Origin of the sequence: Exiguobacterium sp. PvP048 (genome assembly GCF_040549175.1) — a bacterium.
GTDB lineage: Bacteria > Bacillota > Bacilli > Exiguobacteriales > Exiguobacteriaceae > Exiguobacterium_A > Exiguobacterium_A artemiae.
Genome location: NZ_JBEPSU010000010.1, coordinates 1 through 18,939, shown reverse-complemented (window position 1 = coordinate 18,939; position 18,939 = coordinate 1). Strand labels below are relative to the sequence as shown.

Sequence of the window (18,939 nt, the reverse complement as noted above, 5' to 3'; positions counted from 1 at the left end):
AAGGGCGGCAGAATTAGAATCTGCCATCCTTTTCTTTGTAGGGACTGACTTTTGAGTCAGCCCCTTTTTTATTGATCAAAGCGGTTTCAAACTTATCTATATAAGTTGTTGACTTAACTTATATAGATAAGTTAAGATGAATGTGCGCATATAAGAAAACGTTTTCATTTCAAAATGAGTCTTCAGTTCAATCCCAAAGGAGAATGTGAGATGAAACCCAACTATCGGCAAATTGCAGAACAAATCATCGAACGAATCGGTGGCAAAGATAACGTCGAGCAGGCAGCCCACTGTGTCACCCGCCTCCGCTTGACATTAAAAGATCAAAGTTTGGTCGAACAAGAAGCGTTACTTGAAGTCCCGCTCGTCAAAGGCGCTTTCCTGAATGCGGGTGTCTATCAGATTGTCATCGGTGCCGGCGACGTTGACCGTGTCTACGCCGAGTTCATTCAATTAACCGGTTTACAGGCGACGACAATCGCTGACGTCAAATCGTCCGGTGCCTCGAAAATGAATCCGTTCCAAAAACTGATCAAAGTCTTTTCCGATGTCTTCATGCCGATCATCCCGGCCATCATCGTCGCCGGACTGTTAATGGGAATTAACAATCTGTTCGGCATTGAGTTTGGCGGCAAGACGATGATCGAACGGTATCCGAACCTGCAGGGTTTATGGGATTTAATCAACATGATGGCGAACACGGCGTTCGTCTTCCTGCCGGCACTGGTCGGCTGGTCCGCCACGAAACGCTTTGGCGGCAGTGAAATCCTCGGGATTGTCATGGGACTGATGCTCGTGCACCCGGATCTCCTGAACGCTTGGAATTACGGTCAAAGTGCACTAAAAGGGGATATTCCGACATTCAATATCCTCGGCTTATTTGAAATCGAAAAAGTCGGTTATCAAGGACAGATTTTACCGGTCCTCGCTGCCGCTTACGTCTTAAGTACAATCGAACGTTGGCTCAAAAACCGTGTTCCGAATGCGATTCAGCTGCTCGTCGTCCCGATCACGACCATCACATTAACCGGCTTCCTGGCCCTTGCCGTCATCGGACCGGTCACGCGTCAAATCGGAGACTGGATTACAATCGGCGTCGTCAATACGTTTGAAGCCGTTCCACTCCTTGGTGCGTTGCTGTTTGGTGCCCTTTATGCCCCGCTCGTCATCACGGGAATGCACCACATGTTCATCGCCGTCGATCTGCAACTGATCGGTCAAAGCGGGACGACGTTCATCTGGCCGATGATTGCCATCTCGAACATCGCTCAAGGATCGGCGACACTTGCGATGCTGTTCCTCGCGAAAAACGTCAATGATAAAAACATGGCATCGACTTCCGCCATCTCGGCTTACTTCGGAATCACCGAACCCGCCATGTTCGGGGTCAATCTCCGGTTCAAGTATCCGTTTTATGCGGCACTGGTCGGATCCGCGATTGCATCTTCCTTCATCGCTGTCAGCGGAGTACTCGCACCGGCAATCGGTGTCGGCGGTCTTCCGGCCTTCATCTCGATCGTTCCCGGATCGATTCTGTCCTTCATCATCGGGATGGTCATCGCGATCATCGTTCCGATCGTCTGTACGTTCCTGTTCCATTACGTCTCGACGAAACGTGCCCGCAAAGCGGCACTTAAAGAGGCAGCATAAGTTTTAGAAAGGTGTGACCTGATATGACTCTTACGACAACCGACTGGCGTAAATCCGCCGTCTACCAAATCTATCCGAAAAGTTTTTACAGTCCGGAAGGCAAAGCGACCGGTACCCTGAGTGGTGTGACAGCGAAACTCGATTATCTGACGGAGCTCGGCGTCGATTACCTGTGGCTGACGCCGGTCTATGCGTCCCCGCAACGCGACAACGGCTATGATGTCAGTGACTATTACGCGATTGACCCGTCTTACGGTACGATGGCAGACTTCGATCAATTGATTGCGGAAGCAAACAAACGCCAGTTATCCGTCATGATGGATATCGTCGTCAATCATTGTTCGACCGATCATATGTGGTTCCAGCAAGGACGAAATCCCGACAGCCCCTACCACGATTACTTCATTTGGCGGGACGAACCAACGGATTGGGTGTCAAAATTCGGTGGACCGGCCTGGTCGTTCGACGACGTCGCCGGTAAGTATTACCTGCATCTGTTCGACGAGACGCAAGCCGATCTCAACTGGGAAAACCCGGCGCTCCGGGAAGCCGTCTATCAGATGATGGGCTTTTGGCGCGATAAAGGCGTCCGCGGCTTCCGGCTCGACGTCATCAATCTGATTTCAAAAGATGACAGTTTTGCAGATGACCCGACCGGTGACGGCCGGAAATACTATACGGACGGTCCATGTGTCCATGACTACCTGCAGGAGATGAACCAACGTGTCTTTGCCGGTCATGACTTGATGACGGTCGGTGAGATGTCGTCAACGACACTCGATCATTGCCTTCGTTACTCGAATCTGAACGAGCAGGAACTGAAAATGACCTTCAACTTCCACCACTTGAAAGTTGATTATCCGAACGGAGAGAAATGGACGGCAGCCCCGTTCGATTTCCTCGAGCTGAAACGGATTATCTCCGACTGGCAGGTCGGAATGCAGGGAAATGCCTGGAATGCGATTTTCTGGTGTAATCATGATCAGCCCCGTGTCGTCAGCCGGTTTGGGGACGACACGGTTTACCGGGTCGAAAGTGCGAAGATGCTCGCGACGACGTTGCACGGTTTGCAAGGAACACCGTACATCTATCAGGGCGAGGAAATCGGTACACCGAATCCGGACTTCACGGATCTGACCGATTACCGGGATGTCGAGACACTGAACGCGTATACCGAAAAAGCGGCGCTTAGGGAGACGGAAGCAGACATTTTGGCAGCCATCCGTCAGAAATCCCGCGATAATGCCCGGACACCGATGCAGTGGGACGCTTCACCGCACGCCGGTTTCTCGACAGCGACACCGTGGATTCCGGTTCCTGAAAACCATACCTCGATCAATGTCGAAGCGGCTCTCGCCGACCCGGACTCGGTCTTCTATCATTACAAGCAGCTGATTCACCTGCGCAAACAGTATGACGTCTTGACGAACGGAAGTTACCAGCTTCTGACACCGGACGATCTCTCGCTTTGGGCGTACGAACGGGCGACCGACGACGAACAACTTCTCGTCCTGTCGAACTTTTACGGTACGGCAGCTTCGTTCACGTTACCGGACGAGTGGCTGGATCATCAGGTTCTGATTCAGAATTATCCGGATGTCTTAGAGGCGTCAGGGCAAGTCACATTACGCCCGTACGAATCCCTCATGCTGTATCAAACGACTTAATCAAACAAACCCCGCACTCTCCATATGAGAATGCGGGGTTTTGTGCACCGTCAGAAATTCTATGAAATTCGTCGTTCGGCCTCTTCCCGTTTCAGCTGTTCGCGGAACAGTCGGGTTTCCGCAATGACGACACCGGACAGACCAATCAAACCGATCAAGTTCGGAATGGCCATCAGTCCGTTGAAGACGTCGGAAATCGCCCAGACCATATTCAAGTTCGTCGTCATCGCCCCAAGTCCCGCGACGAGAACAAACAGAATCCGGTACGGTAAAATCGACTTTTGACCAAACAGATAATAGATGGATTTTTCACCGTAATAGGACCATCCGAGAACGGTCGAGAAAGCGAACATGACAAGACCAATCGTCACGATATACTTTCCGGCCGGTCCAAGGAACACTTCAAAGCTGGCTGTCGTCAATTCGACCCCTTCCAGCTTTTTATCGAGTTGACCACCCATGACAAGCGTCAAGCCGGTCATTGAACAGACAACAAGCGTATCGAGAAACACCTGCGTCATGGAGACGAGTGCCTGACGTCCCGGGAAATCCGTTTTTGCAGCGGCAGCTGCAATCGGTGCAGAACCGAGACCCGCTTCATTCGAGAAAACCCCACGGGCGACCCCGTAACGAATCGCAGCACCAATGGCACCACCGGTGATGGCTTCATTCGAGAACGTACTGCTGAAGATCGTCGCGAGTGCACCCGGAATCAAATCAAAGTTCATGACCATGATCAAGAGACCGCTTCCGACATAGAAGAAAATCATGAACGGGACAAAATAACTGACGACTTTCCCAATCGACTTAACTCCACCAATAATGACGACCCCCGTCGCCACCATCAGGACAATCCCCGTTACATACAACGGCACGTCGAACGTCGATTTCATCGCCAGTGCAACAGAGTTCGTCTGAACACCGTTACCGATCCCGAAGGCGGCAAGCGAAGCAAACGCGGCAAATAACACGCCGAGCCATTTCTGTCTTAATCCCCGTTCGAGATAGTACATCGGCCCCCCGGCCATCTGTCCTTTCTCATCGACAACACGGTACTTGACGGCGAGAATCGCCTCGGCATACTTTGTCGCCATCCCGAATAATCCGGATAACCACATCCAGACGATCGCGCCCGGTCCCCCGAGGACGACGGCTGTTGCAACCCCAACGATATTCCCTGTACCGACCGTTGCCGCAAGAGCTGTCATCAATGCCTGAAAATGACTGATATCCCCTTCCGACGTGTCGTCCTGATGTTTCGTGAATGCCAGTTTTAAGGCATACGGAAGCTTGGTAATTTGAATGAATCCAAGTCGTATCGTCAAGTAAATCCCTGTACCGACCAAAAAGATAAGCAACGGCGGTCCCCAGACAAAATCCGATACCGTACCAATCCACTCACTGAACGCTGTCCCCATTCTGTTTCCCCTCCTTCAATTCGATATGTACTTTTCTATCTTTTCAGAATTTACAGATTATTGTCAATGGTTAATTTTCTGTGCAGACGATTGCCTAGCTTATATTGTTGTATTCTTTTTACTGCTCACTAAAAGGGGCTGACTCAAAAAGGAATCTCTCGTCCTTTCACGCCCTTTCCTCAGGCGAGACACAAGCCAGTTTCCCTTCCTGATCCAGGCAGGAAACCGGGTCTTGTTTGTCTCTGCCAGCGTGAAACGAGTGATTCCTCTTTAAACGGGATAAGGGTGGCAGAATTATAATCTGCCACCCTTATCTTTGGAGAGACTGAATTTTGAGTCAGTCCCTTTTCAGGTCAATCAGTTTCTTCTTATTGCTTGCTGCTCGGCAACTCCTGTGCGTCTTTTGCTTCCGCCGGCAACTCAATCGATTTAATCTCATTGAATTTCGAGAATACGGATTCGTTTTTCATCGTAAATTCCGTTCCTTCTTCAATCTCAAACGCCATTTCCATATCAAGTGTCTTTGGATAGTAGGTTTTTGCATCATACGTCATCGAGTACTCCATCTTTTTATAATCCACTTGATCCATGACCTCTTTCATTTGGGCAAGCTGTCCGGATTGTTCAAGAGAATCCTTCATGAAGGCTTTCAGTTGATCGCCTTTCAAATCGACATCGATTTGATAGACATCACCTTCTTTTTTCATCGTCCAATTGTCTTTATATTTTTTGAGTAACTTCAGACTTTGTTCTGTCGATGCCGACGACTCCATGTTTTCTAACATATCCCCTAGTTCCGATGTATCTTGTACCAACCATTGTCCGGATTGCGACATATACATTTTATCATCCACGAGATACAGTTCCGTTTCGACATCGGTCCCGTCTTCCGCATTTTTCATTGTCATCTTTTGATACATCGTCATCGGCTTTTGGATGATGTCTGCCGAAATCTTTTGACTGATCGGCATACCGCCAACTTCCGACATCATGTCACTGTCCATATGAAACGACTTGATGTTTTCTTGTGCGCTTGACGCTTTTTTCAGCAACTCCGTATTCGAAAGCTGTTTGGAACCGTTCTCCCCTTGACCATCTTCTATGGTCTCGTTATTACACCCTGCCAGTCCAATCGTTGCCGTGAGGAGACCGACCGTCATCCACCTTGTCTTCTTCATCGTCATTCCTCCTTGAAATTGATTATCTTTCTTTACGAGCTGTCACTGAAAAATGTTTCAAAACCATTTCTTATCTTATTACCGTTCTGACTGTTTTTTACTCATCGACCTTCCTGTCCGACGTAAAGTTTTCTGTTTGATTCTTAACAAAACTTTACATCCCTCAAATGTTCGTTTTACACTCTACCGCTAAAGTTAGTCCTGTAGATCTGATCCGATACTAAACTATTTATTTATTTTCCTGAAGGAGGAACAATCCATGAAGTTAAAACGAATCATTCCCATTCTTGCCTTGTCGACCCTTTCCTTAAGTACGATGGTCTCGATGAACGACGCTGAGGCTAAGACGAAACATGCAAAATCACCGGAAATCCGGAATGTCATCTTCCTGATTGGGGACGGGATGGGTGTCTCGTATACGTCAGCCCACCGGTACTTAAAAAATGATCCTTCGACGCCGGTCGCGGAAAAAACGGCATTTGATCAATATCTCGTCGGACAACAGATGACCTATCCGGAAGACCCGGAGCAAAACATCACGGATTCCGCATCCGCCGCGACGGCGATGTCGTCCGGTGTCAAAACATATAATGCCGCGATTGCCGTCGACAATGATAAATCAGAGGTCAAGACGGTCCTTGAAGCAGCGAAAGAACGCGGAAAATCGACGGGACTTGTTGCGACATCCGAAATTACACACGCGACACCGGCTTCATTCGGCGCGCACGATGAGAACCGGAAAAACATGAATGCGATTGCGGACGATTACTTCAAGGAGCGGGTCAACGGCAAACATAAGATCGACGTCCTGCTCGGAGGCGGGAAATCAAACTTCGTCCGTCCGGATACCGATTTGACGAAAGCGTTTAAGAAAGACGGTTACAGCTACGTCACGAATCTGGATCAAATGCAGGCGGATAAAAACAAACAGGTCCTCGGTCTGTTTGCGGACGGTGGTCTGCCGAAACGCATCGACCGGGAATCATCCGTTCCGTCACTCGAACAGATGACGAATTCCGCCATCAAACGACTTGATTCAAACAAAAAAGGCTTCTTCCTGATGGTTGAAGGAAGTCAAATCGACTGGGCCGGTCATGACAATGACATCGTCGGTGCCATGAGCGAGATGGAAGACTTCGAACGTGCCTTCAAAGCGGCAATCGCCTTTGCCAAAAAAGACAAGCACACGCTTGTCGTGGCGACAGCCGACCATTCGACCGGCGGTTACTCGATTGGAGCGGATGGTATCTATAACTGGTTCGCCGAGCCGATCAAGGCGGCGAAAAAGACACCAGACTTCATGGCAGCAAAAATCATCGAAGGTGCCGATGTCAAAAAAACGTTGACGACATATATCGACCAGAAGAAACTCACCCTGACGGAAGATGAAATCGAGTCCGTTACACGTGCTGCGGAATCGAAGAAACTGCTTGATGTCGACAATGCGATCGAAGCCATCTTCAATGAACGGTCGCACACCGGCTGGACGACAGGCGGACATACGGGTGAAGACGTTCCCGTCTATGCGTTTGGTCCAGCGAAGGAACGGTTTGCCGGACAAGTCGATAATACGGATCATGCCAAAATCATCTTCGATTTACTGAAGTCGAAGAAATAAGGAGACTTTCCATGAAACAGATACTTGCTGCCTTGATGCTCGGGACGATTCTTTCGGGTTGCGGCACTACGCCAGACACCGTCCAAGAGAAGTCATCAGAAAAGTCGGCCCCGAAACAGGAGACACCGGTATCGATCGAAAAGTCTGCCGCATATGTCCCGAACCCGCAATTACCAGATGACCGGAAACTGACAAAAGTCGACGCATCGGTTACCGACGACAAAGGCGAATTGACGTTAAAACAGTTTGTCCGTCCCGACGTGACACGAACGATCGGACCGATCACGATGAAAGTCGAAGAAGTGAAAGTGTTCCATGCCCGGCCGAGTTACGGGATGATTGATTTCTTCCACGGGTTTACGCATGAGGAATCGTTTGACCTCGTCAAGACACGTGTGACGATCACGAACAGAGGCGATGAGCCGGTCACGTTTAACCCCGTCGCTCACTTCAGGCTCGATGCAAAAACCGAGAAGACACTGCAAGACGATGTCTACCTCGAGTCGCTCGCTGCGACATATGCCCCCGGCGAGACACGAAGCGGAAACTTCGGTTTCATTATCGAACAACCGCTCACATCAGTCGAGTTGTTGACGAGTGATGTCCTCAGTGCGAAACGTGATGTGCTTGGAAAAGGTTCGTCCCTTTCTTTGCGCTTATAATGCTAAAAGACCAAAAGACGATTCCTTCCTGTTTTGCTGGAAAGGATCGTCTTCTTTTTTAGTAAAGAGCCGGAATTTGTTCTGCGGGCATCGGGCGACCAAAGTAATAACCTTGCATCCGCGAGCATTCCAACCAATTTAGAACGTTGACCTGCTCGAGCGTCTCGACACCTTCCGCGATGACCTCAAGATCGAGTGACTTCGCTAAATGGATGATGGATGAAATCATCGAGTAGCCGGTCGTCGTCGGTTGGATTTTTTCGACGAACTCGCGGGGAATCTTCAATGTATCAATCGGGAAGTCCGCTAAACGGGATAAGGAAGAGTAGCCGGTTCCGAAGTCATCAATCGAAATCGTAAAGCCGAGTTCTTTTAAGCGATTCATCGTCACGACGGTTTCTTCGATATCTTCGACAGCTGAGACTTCCGTGATTTCAAGATCGATACGCGTCGGATCAACACTTGTTTCCTCTACTAAACGAATCAAAGTCAGGACGAACGTCGGATGATGAAACTGTTGCATCGAGACATTCAGTCCAACCTTCAATGTGACTCCTTCATCTTCCCACCGTTTTGCCTGTAAAAACCCTTCGCGTAACACCCATTCACCAAGCCGGATAATCATGCCGACTTCTTCCACCATCGGAATGAAATCGTTTGGTGCAATCATTCCGAGTTCCGGATGATTCCAACGGATCAGTCCTTCGACACCGACCATCTTATACGTGACCGTATCGACTTGCGGCTGATAATGTAAAATCAATTGATTGGTTTCGATGGCAATCGGCAGCTCCGATTCGAGTCGCAAGCGGTAGGACGCTTTTTCGGCAATATCTTCAAAGAAGATGATGGATTTACCGCCACCCGATTTCGCCTGATACATCGCAAGATCGGCCTGCTTCAGCAACGTCACGACGTGTTTTCCCGCTGTACGCTGACATATGACGGCTCCGATACTCGGATTGGAAATCAATTCGATTCCTTCAATCGCATACGTTCGTTTTAAGTCATCGAGCAGACGGGCCGTTCGGCTTCTGCCCTGCTCATCCGACGTAACATCCCGCAAGATGACTGTAAACTCATCTCCGCCTTGACGGGCGACGATATCGTCCGGATTGACGGCTTCTTGCAGGCGCTCTGCCACTTGAATCAACAACTGATCGCCGACATGGTGACCGAACGAATCATTGACGAGTTTAAAGTCGTCGAGATCAATAAAACAGAGAATGATGGTTTCTTCCTTCCGCTCTTCTTCGACTAAATGGTGCAACACTTCTTCAAAGTAGGTCCGATTGATGACCCCGGTCAAATGATCGTAATAAGCAAGCCGGCGGATTTTTAATTCATTTTCCCGGATGGTCGTGATATCCTGCCCAATCCCGTACATCCCGACGAATCGATCCCGGACGCGAATCGGAATGTTGGTTACATTCAGCAAAACATCTGGACCGCCAGATTTTTGGAAAACAGTTTCAAATTGCTGTGCTGTCGCCTTGTCTGTCGATGTCTGTTGCCATGTCGTGAACTGCCGATACGTTTTGCCAATCAATTCCTCCGCATCCTGCTCCGTCAATTTTTCGAACGAAGGATTCGCGCTTTCAATACGTCCCTTCAAGTCAAGTGAATAGATGGCATCCGGATGGTAAGTAAACAAAGACTTATACCGTTCCTCACTCACTTCTAACTCGTCCGCTTTATGATGAATTTCTTCAATTAATTCTTGGTGACTCAAAATCATTAGAATCTGGCGGACTAAAATCAGGAGAATCGTGATAGCGCAACCTATCATTAAGCCATTCATTGCTTCATTTTGGCGTGCATAAAAGGTCATCGTTGAAAATAAAAATATGACTAACAGATATGGTAAAAACATTTTCCCGATCGGTGCACGTCTTCGTCGCGTTGTTTCTTTCTGTTGCCTTTTTTGTACGGGATTATCCAAATGACCAGATATACTAATCGTCAGTAAACCAATGACAAACAATGGATCAATCAACCGGATGACATCCTCACCGCTGACGGTCGTCACATAGACAAACGATGTATCTGCGCCGACCTGTAACAACAATCCGATGAACAAACACTGAAACATACGTCGTCGTTTTTGCCACTCGTGTTTCTCAAATAAATAATAGATACTGATCATACAAAATAACAGAACGATATCGCACATCGGGTAAGCAAAGGCCAGGACGAATTCCGCTTTCGAGGTGAACGGTTCGTCAAACAGCGGACGGATTAAGAAAAACCAACTGTAGGTAACAGCGACCGTCATAACGATGGCGATATCAAATATAAAGCTGACTAAACGAGCTTTTGTGACATGGCGTTGGATTGCGTGTAGAAAGGCCACTAAAAAGAAGACAGATTGCAACACGTAAAAAAGATCCGAGATACCGGGAAAGGGAACTTCGACTTGAAGAATATTCTCATACGTCCCCCACATCAATTCGGCAATCAGATAACTTCCTGTTCCGTATGCAAGGTAGAGAAAAAAATGTCCTTCTTGTTGGTCCGGTTCTCGTTGCGCCTGAACCAACAAACATGTCGCAAACGCGCAACCGAGTATGGAAAACAAGTTACTGCCCCAAGCTGACAACTCTGGCTGGTTTGCAAAAATAATCAGCCAAAGATAGTAAATTGTAATAAAGCAGACGACAACAGGCAGATAATAAGCTTTTTTTGAACGCACCATCTTCCTTTCCACCCTTCTGTAAAGAGTCTTTCCCTTATCATTAGGGATGGAGTTCGTAAAGTCCTGCCAGAATAAAAAAAGAGACCTGTTCCATTCGGAAACAGGTCTCAAGACTCAGTTATTTCATTAAATAGTCCGTAACAGGTTCGCCATCTCGATTGCTGAGACCGCTGCTTCGTATCCTTTGTTCCCCGCTTTCGTTCCCGCCCGTTCGACGGCCTGTTCAATTGAGTCAGTCGTCAGGACACCGAAGATAATCGGCACCCCTGTTTCACGTGACGCGCCGGCGACACCTTTCGCGACTTCGTTGCAGACATAATCGTAGTGTGATGTCGCACCGCGAATGACGGCACCGAGTGTGATGACAGCGTCATACTTTCCGCTTTTCGCAAGCTTTTCCGCGACGAGCGGAATCTCGAACGCTCCCGGAACCCATGCTGTATCGACAGCATCCGCAGCGACTCCGTGACGACGGAATGCATCGTTTGCTCCACCGACCAGTTTCGATGTGATCAATTCATTGAATCGTGCTGCGACGATTGCGACGCGTAGTCCTTCACCTGTTAAAAATCCTTCGAATACCATGTTATTGTCCTCCTTGGATATCGAGCAGATGCCCGAGTTTCGTTTGTTTGGTTTGCAGATACTGCTTGTTTTCCGGTACCGGGTCAATCTCAAGCGGAATCCGCTCGAGCACCGTAATACCGTTTTGTTCGAGTGCCTGTTGTTTTTCCGGATTATTCGTCATCAGCCGAATTTTCGTGACACCTAAATCGTGTAACATCGCGGCTGCGACTTTGTAATCCCGTAAATCAGTCGCATACCCGAGCGCGTGATTCGCTTCGACCGTATCGAGTCCCTGCTCCTGCAACTCATAGGCTTTCAGTTTCGCCATCAAGCCGATACCGCGCCCTTCCTGGCGCAGGTAGAGTACCGCTCCGCCTTCATGTCCGATGCGTGCCAGTGCTGCGTCAAGTTGCGGACCGCAATCACAGCGTTTTGATCCGAAGACGTCTCCCGTCAGACATTCCGAATGCAGCCGGACGAGCATTCCGTCTTCCGGCTCTCCCGACAGGACGGTCACGTGTTCTTTTTGATCAGGCGTCGTATAGCCGAGTATCCGAAACGCGCCGTGCGCGGCCGGAAGCAGGACGTCCGCTTCGCGCCGGACGGGGCGTTCGAGATACGTGACGAGGGCATCGATTGTAATCATCTTCAGCCCATGGACTTCTTTATAGGTCAGCAAATCATCCACGCGCGCCATCGTCCCGTCCTCTAAGATGATTTCACAAATGACAGCTGCTTCAGCACTTCCGGCAAGCCGTGCCAAATCCACACCGGCCTCCGTATGTCCACGCCGTTCCCGGACACCGCCCTCTTTCGCAATCAAGGGGAAAATATGACCGGGACGCTTAAATTGTTTCGCCTCATCCGTCAGCATCCGTTGAATCGTCAACGCACGTTCCGCGGCACTGATGCCGGTCTTCGCTTCTTCATGATCGATGCTGATCGTAAACGCCGTCCCGTGCGGATCGGTATTGTGATCTGTCATCGGATTCAGCTCAAGGCGTTCTGCAAGTTGCGGGCTGACCGGAACACAGACGAGTCCTTTCCCGTACGTGATCATGAAGTTGATTTGTTCGGGTGTCGCATGTTCCGCGAGGAGAATCAGGTCTCCCTCATTTTCCCGGTTTTCATCATCACAGACGATGATCGGACGTCCGTGTTTTAATTCTTCAATCGCTTCTTCTACGAGATCAAATCCGTTCATCCTGCTCCGCCTCCTAAAAATGCCGACCAATCCGTTTTTTGTTCCTGCTGTGTAAAGTGATACAAATGTTTTGCCATCAAATCACACTCGATATTGACGAGTGCCCCGCTTTGCAACCGGTCGAACGTCGTCAACTGTCGGGAGTGCGGAATCAATGAGATGATTAAACTGTTCGGTTCCACGTGTTGGACCGTCAAGCTCGTTCCGTTGATCGCAATCGAGCCTTTCGGAATACAGTATTTACTCCACTCCCCGGTCTCGAACCGGTATTCCATCGCTTCACCGTCCGGTCGACGGCTTAAGAACCGGGCTGTTCCGTCAATGTGTCCGCTGACGAAATGACCGCCAAACCGTCCGTTCGCCGGCATCGCCCGTTCGAGCTGAACCGGTGTGCCGACCCGCAACGTCTGAAGGGACGTTGCCCGAATCGTTTCGTGAACGGCGTCCGCCGTGAACCCGGTCGCCGTCATCGCCGTGACCGTTAAACAAATCCCGTCGACGGCGATGCTGTCGCCGATCTTCGTTTCTTCAAGAACATGCCGCGCCTCGATTTCGAGCGCTAAACCGTTCGGGCGCGGAACTTTTCGTTTAATCGTCCCGACTTCTTCAATCAATCCCGTGAACATAAGCCGTCTCCTTTCCGCGTATAACGCAGATGGACATCCTGTCCGATTTGCGCGACGTCGGTTAAATCGAACCGGTCTTCAATCTCGATTGTGCTTGTCAATCCGGTCGTCCCTTGTAAGACGGACGGGGCTTGATAGATTTCAAGACGATCGACAAGGTCTGCTTCTAAAAATGACGACTGAATCGTTGGTCCGCCTTCAATCAACAAACTGCGGATCCCCTGGTCGTACAATATGTCTAAAATCTGATTCGGTGTCGTATACGTGCCGACGAGAACCGTGACGTTCGATTGAATTGAGACACGCGGTTGTTCCGTCAGCCAGTATGTCGGATTCAAACCGTCCCGAAAGACTTGGGCGCTTTCCGTCAAACGTCCACGACGGTCGACGACGACCCGAATCGGTTCAGGTCCGGCTTCCGTGCGTAACGTCAATGCGGGATCATCGATTAAAATCGTCTCACTCCCGACTAAGATGGCGTCATGTGTTGCCCGCAGCTCACGTCCTGCCACCCGGGCTGCATCTGATGTAATCAGGCGTTGCTCACCTGTCGTGACGACACCGTTTAAACTTTGGGCGACTTTGACGGTGACGACCGGTCGTTTCCGCTCGAGACTTTGCCAAAACGGTGTATAAAATCGAACCGCTTCGTCTTCGAGTAATCCGGTTTCGACCGTCAGTCCGGCTTCACGCAGACGCGTAATACCTTGTCCGGCGACGATTGCATGCCGATCTTCCGTTGCGACGAACACCCGCTTGATGCCGGCGGCTAAAATCGCCTCCGTACAGGGCGGTGTCTTTCCATGATGGTTACACGGTTCGAGTGTGACATAGAGATCCGCACCACGCGCCGCTTCTCCTGCCATGTTTAATGCTTCGACTTCCGCATGCGGACCACCCGCAAACCGGTGGGCACCGAAGCCGATCACTTTTCCATGTTTCGTAATGACACAACCGACACTCGGATTTGGACTCGTTTGTCCGTCCAGCATCCGTGCCAACTGCATCGCCTGGTGCATTCGATTATTCATATTTCCGCTCCTTTCAAAAGAAAAGACGCCGCTGCATTTGCAGGGCGTCATGATTGAAGGATCACGAAAGAAACGTCTTGTTTTCTGTTCAAAAGCATACAGAAATAGACCTTTTCCCGAACAGATTTTTTCAGAAAATGGTTTCAAGCACATTTTTTCGTTCTTCTCCCATCCGGACTTTACCGTCGGCCCTGGAATCACACCAAGTCAGCCACAATGCGTACATTGTGGGTCGCGGGCTCGTCGATTCGAAAATCATCGCATTACCGCCGGTTGGGATTTTCACCCTACCCCGAAGAACTGGTTATTCAGTTGTACAGGTCAAGACTAGCACAGGTTATTTTAAAATACAAAAGAGAATTTGTTTTCTTTTTTCCGGTTCAACAAAAAAAGTATGGTTTGGCCCGCCCGGTCGTCTTGATGACATCCGGTCGGACCAACACATACTTCTGTCTTTCGCTGTTACGTCAAGTAACCGTTTTTCCGGTCGTGGAACTCCTGTTTGACCGTCCCGAGTAACGAGTCATCCGTCAGCAGACGGAACGCCGTCCGGGCCAGGATTTTCGCTCCCGTGATCAAGGCTTCGTCGCCTTGTTCCGATTTCGCCGCCTCCCGGAAACTTTCCGTATGGGCAACTAAGTCGTCTGCTCCAATCTTGATGTACGGATGGATCGTCGGCAGGACCTGGCTGATGTTGCCGGCGTCGGTCGAACCGAGACCCTGCCGTTCATCGGTCTTGACGTCTTCCCCAAGCGCCGTCGCTTCTTCCCGGAAAATCTCGTCAAACGTCCGGTTGAACAACAGGTTATCGACTTCGTTTTGGAAGGCGATGATCTCAAGCGTCGCTCCGGTCGCAAGGGCTGCCCCTTCGGCAACGGCTTTGACTTTTGCCGTCACCGCATTCAGCCGTTCGCGTGTCGTCGCCCGGATGAAGAAACGGGCTTTGGCATACTCCGGAATGATGTTCGGCGCATCTCCACCATCGGTAATGATTCCGTGAATCCGGATGTCACTCGGCAACTGTTGCCGTAACGCATTGATTCCGTTAAACAACTGAATGACGGCATCCAGGGCATTGATCCCTTCTTCCGGCGAAGCTGCCGCATGGGCCGGTTTACCGGTAAAGGCAAAATCGAGCGGATCAACGGCGAGCGAAGAACCGGTAATCCGGGTCTGTCCGGACGGATGGACCATTAAGGCCGCATCGATGCCCGTCAGCAGATTGTGTTTGACGAAACTCCCTTTCGCACTGCCGTTTGGTCCGCCTTCTTCCGCCGGTGTCCCGAGGACGACGACACTGCCGCCGACTTCATCCAGAACTTGACTGACGGCAATCGCTGCTGCGACACTTGTCGTGCCGATGATGTTGTGTCCGCATGCGTGACCGATTCCCGGCAAGGCATCATATTCAGCTAGAAAAGCGATCGTTGCTCCCGGTTTATCCGAGACCTTCCGGGCGAGAAACGCTGTCTCGTGTCCGGCCACACCAAGTTCGACTGTAAACCCTTCGGCTGTCAGGCGTTCCGCATGATGACGCGACGCAAAATATTCTTCATTGCCGATTTCCGGTGTCGCATGAATCCGATGGCTCGTCTCAAGATACGACTCCCGTTTTTGCTCAATATCCTGTTCAATCGTTTGTGTCAGGTTTTGCCGTCTCGTCTGAATTGTCATTTGGGTCACGCTCCTTTTGGTTTTTGTTATTCGCCAATCTCGCTAAGTGGGACGAACGTTGGAATCGTGCTGCCTTTGTACTCTTTTTTGATGAAGGCAGCGACATCGTCCTGCTGGTACAGCGAGGCGATTTTCTTGAGCGTCTTTTTGTCTTTGTCTTCCGTCCGGGTCGCGATAATGTTGATGTACGGTTTTGCCGTCTCGTTTTCATGGAGAATCGAGTCCTTGATCGGATTAAAGCCGGCATCGACGGCAATTCCGTTATTGATGATCGAGGCCGAGACATCCGGCAGGACGCGTGGTGTCTGACCGGCGACGACCGGGACAATCTTCAGTTTTTTCGGATTCTCGACGATTTTATCGACGGAGCCGTTGCCGTCAAAGTCGTCCGGCAGCTTGATCAGGCCTGCTTCCTGCAACAGCAGCAATGCCCGCCCCATGTTCGTCGTTTCGTTCGGAACGGCAATCTTTCCACCGACCGGAATGTCTTTGACGTCCTTGATCTTATCCGAATAAATTCCCATCGGCGCGATGACCGTAGTCGCAATCGGCGACAGTTTTAACTTATGTTCTTTTTTGAAGGCGTTAAAGTAAGAGACGGTCTGGAAGGAGTTCGCATCAATCTCTCCTTCCGCGAGTGCGAGATTCGGTTGAACATAGTCGGAGAACTTAACGAGCTCAATCGTGATGCCTTCTTTCTTCGCTTTTTTCGCGACGTATTCCCAAACTTGGGTGTCAGAACCGCTGACGCCAAGTTTCACCGTCTTTTGATCTTCTTCTCCGGAAGCGGCACATCCCGCAAACAATACCGTCGTCAATGCTGCACCAATCGCTAATCCTTTTTTCATCATCCATCTCTCCCTTATCTGTTCTATGTTTTTTTAGTGTCTCCGAATTTTTCGTGCCAACAGGTTGCCTGTTGTCTGTAACCCTTGAACCAAAATGACGAGAATCCCGACCGTGATGATCATGACCGTCGTATCAAACCGTTGGTAGCCGTACGTGATCGCCAAGTCACCCAGTCCCCCGCCGCCGATTGCCCCGGCCATTGCTGATGCCCCGATCAAGCCGATTGTCGCAATCGTCAGGTTCAGGACAAGCGAGCTGAGGGCTTCCGGCAAGAGGAAACGGAAAATCGTCTGCAACGGTGTCGCCCCCATCGCTTCCGCTGCCTCCAAGACACCGGTGTCGACTTCAAGCAATGAACTTTCAATCAGGCGGGCGATGTACGGTGCCGCATAAAAGACGAGCGGAACGATCGCTGCCTGCGTCCCGATCGACGATCCGACAATCAAGCGGGTCAACGGAATGATCGCGACGAGCAAAATAATGAACGGAACGGACCGGAAGATGTTGACAATACTGCTTAAGACATTGAAGAAGGGGATTTGTTCGAGCAATGCTCCTTTTCGTGTCACGACAAGCAGGATGCCGAGCGGTAAACCAATCAATGTCGAAAAGAGTAACGACAGTCCGACCATCGTCATCGTTTGCAAAAAAGCGGTCCAAATATCTGTATAGTTAACCAGCATCTGCGAGCACCTCCTCGACGACGACATCCGATTGATCGATGTAATGCAGTGCCCGTTTGATTTCCGCCGCATCACCGATCAGTTCAACAAGCAGACTGCCAAACGGAATGTTTTGCAGTTCCGTAATGCTGCCGTGCAGGATGTTGAGGTCGACATCAAACCGTTTCGCGACTTGCGATAAAAGCGGTTGTCCGGTCCCTGCCCCGAGGAAGTTGATTTTGTAGATATGGTGCCCGGTATCCCGTTGATCGATGACTTTTTGAACTGACGCCGGAATCTCATCCTGCATGACGGAACGGACGAAGTTTTTTGCCGTCGCCGTCTGGGGGTTCGAAAAGACGTCGAATACGGTACCTGATTCAATCAACTTGCCGGCTTCGATGACGGCGACCCGGTCACAAATTTCACGGATGACACCCATCTCATGGGTAATCAGTAAGATCGTGATGCCGTATTCCTGATTGATTTGTTTCAGCAGGCGTAATATGTGTTGTGTCGTCTGCGGATCAAGCGCCGAGGTTGCTTCGTCACACAACAGGACGGACGGCTGGGTGGCAAGTGCCCGGGCAATCCCGACCCGTTGTTTCTGTCCGCCCGATAACTGGTCCGGATAATGATCGGCCTTATCCGCCAAGTCGACGAAATCCAGCAGTTCATTGACCCGCCGATGGACCTCGTCTTTTTTGACGCCCTTTAAGACAAGGGGTTTTGCGACGTTCGAAAAAACCGTATTCGAATCCAGCAGATTGAAGTGCTGAAAAATCATCCCGATGTGTTGTTTGGCTTCCCGTAACTGTTTCGCCGAGAGCGTCGTCAAATCTTGTCCATCGACCGTCACACTGCCCGATGTCGGCCGTTCAAGCAGGTTGACGCATCGTAATAAGGAACTTTTTCCGGCTCCACTGAAACCGATGACACCGAAGATTTCTCCCTTTCGGATTTCGAGATCGACCCCGTTCAGCGCAGCAATCGATTGTTCCTTTGTTTCATAGATTTTTTTTACATTTTTGAATGTAATCACCACTTGTTCCCCCTTTAAAATACAAAAAAGGTCTCTTCTTAAGAAACAAGAAGAGACCTGGATCCGCACAATGGCAGAATCCACTCGACTCATCTCTCAGACAATTGTCTGATGGAATTGGCACAGTGCTCATAATGAGTCTGTTGCCGAGGTTTCGTAGGGCCAGTCCCTCCACCTCTCTGGATAAGTGTTGCGGTATGAAATTCGTATGTGTGTTGTTGCCGGTTGAACTTATGTCGTAAAACTAATTTTTACACTACAGAAAGATCTTTTAAAGGTCAACCATATTTTCAAAAATAAAGGCTCATCACCATAACACGTGGTTGCTATTTTAACCACCAAGCTCGAGGCGCAATCTCAAAAAGAATCGTTCGAGGTTTCGGTAGCCATAACCAC

At 49.9% G+C, this 18,939-nt stretch carries 15 protein-coding genes and 2 riboswitches; of the genes, 4 read left to right on the top strand and 11 right to left on the bottom strand.

Annotation, left to right across the window (positions count from 1 at the left end; genetic code table 11):
- Positions 1-210: 210 nt before the first annotated feature.
- Together treP and treC are read left to right on the top strand one after the other, a co-directional pair.
- The gene (gene treP / locus ABIC15_RS13805) at positions 211-1,650 is read left to right on the top strand and encodes a PTS system trehalose-specific EIIBC component (RefSeq protein WP_012371570.1); all 1,440 of its coding nucleotides are present in this window, start codon (positions 211-213) and stop codon (positions 1,648-1,650) included.
- Between the two features lie 23 nt (positions 1,651-1,673).
- Positions 1,674-3,317: an alpha,alpha-phosphotrehalase gene (treC, locus tag ABIC15_RS13800; protein WP_354020956.1), complete on the top strand. Its 1,644-nt coding sequence runs from the start codon at positions 1,674-1,676 to the stop codon at positions 3,315-3,317.
- Between the two features lie 59 nt (positions 3,318-3,376).
- Here the strand turns inward: treC and ABIC15_RS13795 are convergent, their stop codons facing one another.
- Both ABIC15_RS13795 and ABIC15_RS13790 read right to left on the bottom strand, forming a co-directional pair.
- Positions 3,377-4,735 (bottom strand): alanine/glycine:cation symporter family protein, encoded by a 1,359-nt coding sequence (locus tag ABIC15_RS13795; protein WP_354020955.1) that lies wholly within the window; start codon positions 4,733-4,735, stop codon positions 3,377-3,379.
- A gap of 368 nt (positions 4,736-5,103) precedes the next feature.
- Positions 5,104-5,913 carry a DUF6612 family protein gene (locus ABIC15_RS13790; RefSeq protein ID WP_188004798.1) on the bottom strand — a complete coding sequence of 270 codons (810 nt, stop codon included), beginning with the start codon at positions 5,911-5,913 and terminating at the stop codon, positions 5,104-5,106.
- A 259-nt stretch (positions 5,914-6,172) separates the two neighbouring features.
- Between ABIC15_RS13790 and ABIC15_RS13785 the strand changes: the two genes are divergently transcribed.
- Both ABIC15_RS13785 and ABIC15_RS13780 read left to right on the top strand, forming a co-directional pair.
- Positions 6,173-7,531: an alkaline phosphatase gene (locus ABIC15_RS13785; protein ID WP_131502415.1), complete on the top strand. Its 1,359-nt coding sequence runs from the start codon at positions 6,173-6,175 to the stop codon at positions 7,529-7,531.
- A gap of 11 nt (positions 7,532-7,542) precedes the next feature.
- A complete protein-coding gene (locus ABIC15_RS13780; protein ID WP_131502416.1) occupies positions 7,543-8,193 on the top strand; it encodes a DUF4352 domain-containing protein in 651 nt (216 codons plus the stop codon).
- 58 nt (positions 8,194-8,251) lie between these two features.
- Here ABIC15_RS13780 and ABIC15_RS13775 read toward each other — a convergent pair whose 3' ends face one another.
- The 9 genes from ABIC15_RS13775 to ABIC15_RS13735 all read right to left on the bottom strand — a co-directional run bounded on the left by ABIC15_RS13775 (position 8,252) and on the right by ABIC15_RS13735 (position 18,543).
- Positions 8,252-10,888, bottom strand: a complete 2,637-nt coding sequence (locus ABIC15_RS13775) for an EAL domain-containing protein (RefSeq protein WP_354020954.1) — start codon at positions 10,886-10,888, stop codon at positions 8,252-8,254.
- A 126-nt stretch (positions 10,889-11,014) separates the two neighbouring features.
- A complete protein-coding gene (gene ribH / locus ABIC15_RS13770) occupies positions 11,015-11,473 on the bottom strand; it encodes a 6,7-dimethyl-8-ribityllumazine synthase (RefSeq protein ID WP_131502418.1) in 459 nt (152 codons plus the stop codon).
- Between the two features lies 1 nt (position 11,474).
- On the bottom strand, positions 11,475-12,659 hold the full coding sequence (ribB, locus tag ABIC15_RS13765) for a 3,4-dihydroxy-2-butanone-4-phosphate synthase (RefSeq protein WP_354020953.1): 1,185 nt from the start codon (positions 12,657-12,659) through the stop codon (positions 11,475-11,477).
- Positions 12,656-13,285: a riboflavin synthase gene (gene ribE, locus ABIC15_RS13760; RefSeq protein WP_188004801.1), complete on the bottom strand. Its 630-nt coding sequence runs from the start codon at positions 13,283-13,285 to the stop codon at positions 12,656-12,658. Before ribE ends, ribB begins: the two co-directional genes overlap by 4 nt.
- Entirely contained in the window at positions 13,270-14,316 is a 1,047-nt protein-coding gene (ribD, locus tag ABIC15_RS13755) for a bifunctional diaminohydroxyphosphoribosylaminopyrimidine deaminase/5-amino-6-(5-phosphoribosylamino)uracil reductase RibD (RefSeq protein WP_354020952.1), read from the bottom strand. The genes ribE and ribD overlap by 16 nt, the downstream gene beginning before the upstream one ends.
- A 156-nt stretch (positions 14,317-14,472) precedes the next feature.
- Positions 14,473-14,620: riboswitch (FMN riboswitch) on the bottom strand.
- A 158-nt stretch (positions 14,621-14,778) separates the two neighbouring features.
- On the bottom strand, positions 14,779-15,990 hold the full coding sequence (locus ABIC15_RS13750) for a M20 family metallopeptidase (protein WP_354020951.1): 1,212 nt from the start codon (positions 15,988-15,990) through the stop codon (positions 14,779-14,781).
- Between the two features lie 26 nt (positions 15,991-16,016).
- Positions 16,017-16,838 (bottom strand): MetQ/NlpA family ABC transporter substrate-binding protein, encoded by an 822-nt coding sequence (locus ABIC15_RS13745; protein ID WP_354020950.1) that lies wholly within the window; start codon positions 16,836-16,838, stop codon positions 16,017-16,019.
- Between the two features lie 33 nt (positions 16,839-16,871).
- The gene (locus ABIC15_RS13740; protein WP_188004804.1) at positions 16,872-17,522 is read right to left on the bottom strand and encodes a methionine ABC transporter permease; all 651 of its coding nucleotides are present in this window, start codon (positions 17,520-17,522) and stop codon (positions 16,872-16,874) included.
- Positions 17,512-18,543, bottom strand: a complete 1,032-nt coding sequence (locus tag ABIC15_RS13735; RefSeq protein ID WP_354020949.1) for a methionine ABC transporter ATP-binding protein — start codon at positions 18,541-18,543, stop codon at positions 17,512-17,514. The genes ABIC15_RS13740 and ABIC15_RS13735 overlap by 11 nt, the downstream gene beginning before the upstream one ends.
- Positions 18,544-18,629: 86 nt before the next feature.
- Positions 18,630-18,733, bottom strand: a riboswitch (SAM riboswitch).
- Positions 18,734-18,939 lie beyond the last annotated feature (206 nt).

What these genes read in the sequence shown, in the direction of transcription:
- ABIC15_RS13780 (WP_131502416.1), top strand. Translation starts at nt 7,543, where the DNA reads ATGAAACAGATACTTGCTGCCTTGATGCTCGGGACGATTCTTTCGGGT.
- ribB (WP_354020953.1), bottom strand. Translation starts at nt 12,659, where the DNA reads ATGAACGGATTTGATCTCGTAGAAGAAGCGATTGAAGAATTAAAACAC.
- ribE (WP_188004801.1), bottom strand. Translation starts at nt 13,285, where the DNA reads ATGTTCACGGGATTGATTGAAGAAGTCGGGACGATTAAACGAAAAGTT.
- ABIC15_RS13775 (WP_354020954.1), bottom strand. Translation starts at nt 10,888, where the DNA reads ATGGTGCGTTCAAAAAAAGCTTATTATCTGCCTGTTGTCGTCTGCTTT.
- ABIC15_RS13750 (WP_354020951.1), bottom strand. Translation starts at nt 15,990, where the DNA reads ATGACAATTCAGACGAGACGGCAAAACCTGACACAAACGATTGAACAG.
- ABIC15_RS13790 (WP_188004798.1), bottom strand. Translation starts at nt 5,913, where the DNA reads ATGAAGAAGACAAGGTGGATGACGGTCGGTCTCCTCACGGCAACGATT.
- treP (WP_012371570.1), top strand. Translation starts at nt 211, where the DNA reads ATGAAACCCAACTATCGGCAAATTGCAGAACAAATCATCGAACGAATC.
- ABIC15_RS13785 (WP_131502415.1), top strand. Translation starts at nt 6,173, where the DNA reads ATGAAGTTAAAACGAATCATTCCCATTCTTGCCTTGTCGACCCTTTCC.
- ribH (WP_131502418.1), bottom strand. Translation starts at nt 11,473, where the DNA reads ATGGTATTCGAAGGATTTTTAACAGGTGAAGGACTACGCGTCGCAATC.
- treC (WP_354020956.1), top strand. Translation starts at nt 1,674, where the DNA reads ATGACTCTTACGACAACCGACTGGCGTAAATCCGCCGTCTACCAAATC.
- ABIC15_RS13795 (WP_354020955.1), bottom strand. Translation starts at nt 4,735, where the DNA reads ATGGGGACAGCGTTCAGTGAGTGGATTGGTACGGTATCGGATTTTGTC.
- ribD (WP_354020952.1), bottom strand. Translation starts at nt 14,316, where the DNA reads ATGAATAATCGAATGCACCAGGCGATGCAGTTGGCACGGATGCTGGAC.
- ABIC15_RS13740 (WP_188004804.1), bottom strand. Translation starts at nt 17,522, where the DNA reads ATGCTGGTTAACTATACAGATATTTGGACCGCTTTTTTGCAAACGATG.
- ABIC15_RS13745 (WP_354020950.1), bottom strand. Translation starts at nt 16,838, where the DNA reads ATGAAAAAAGGATTAGCGATTGGTGCAGCATTGACGACGGTATTGTTT.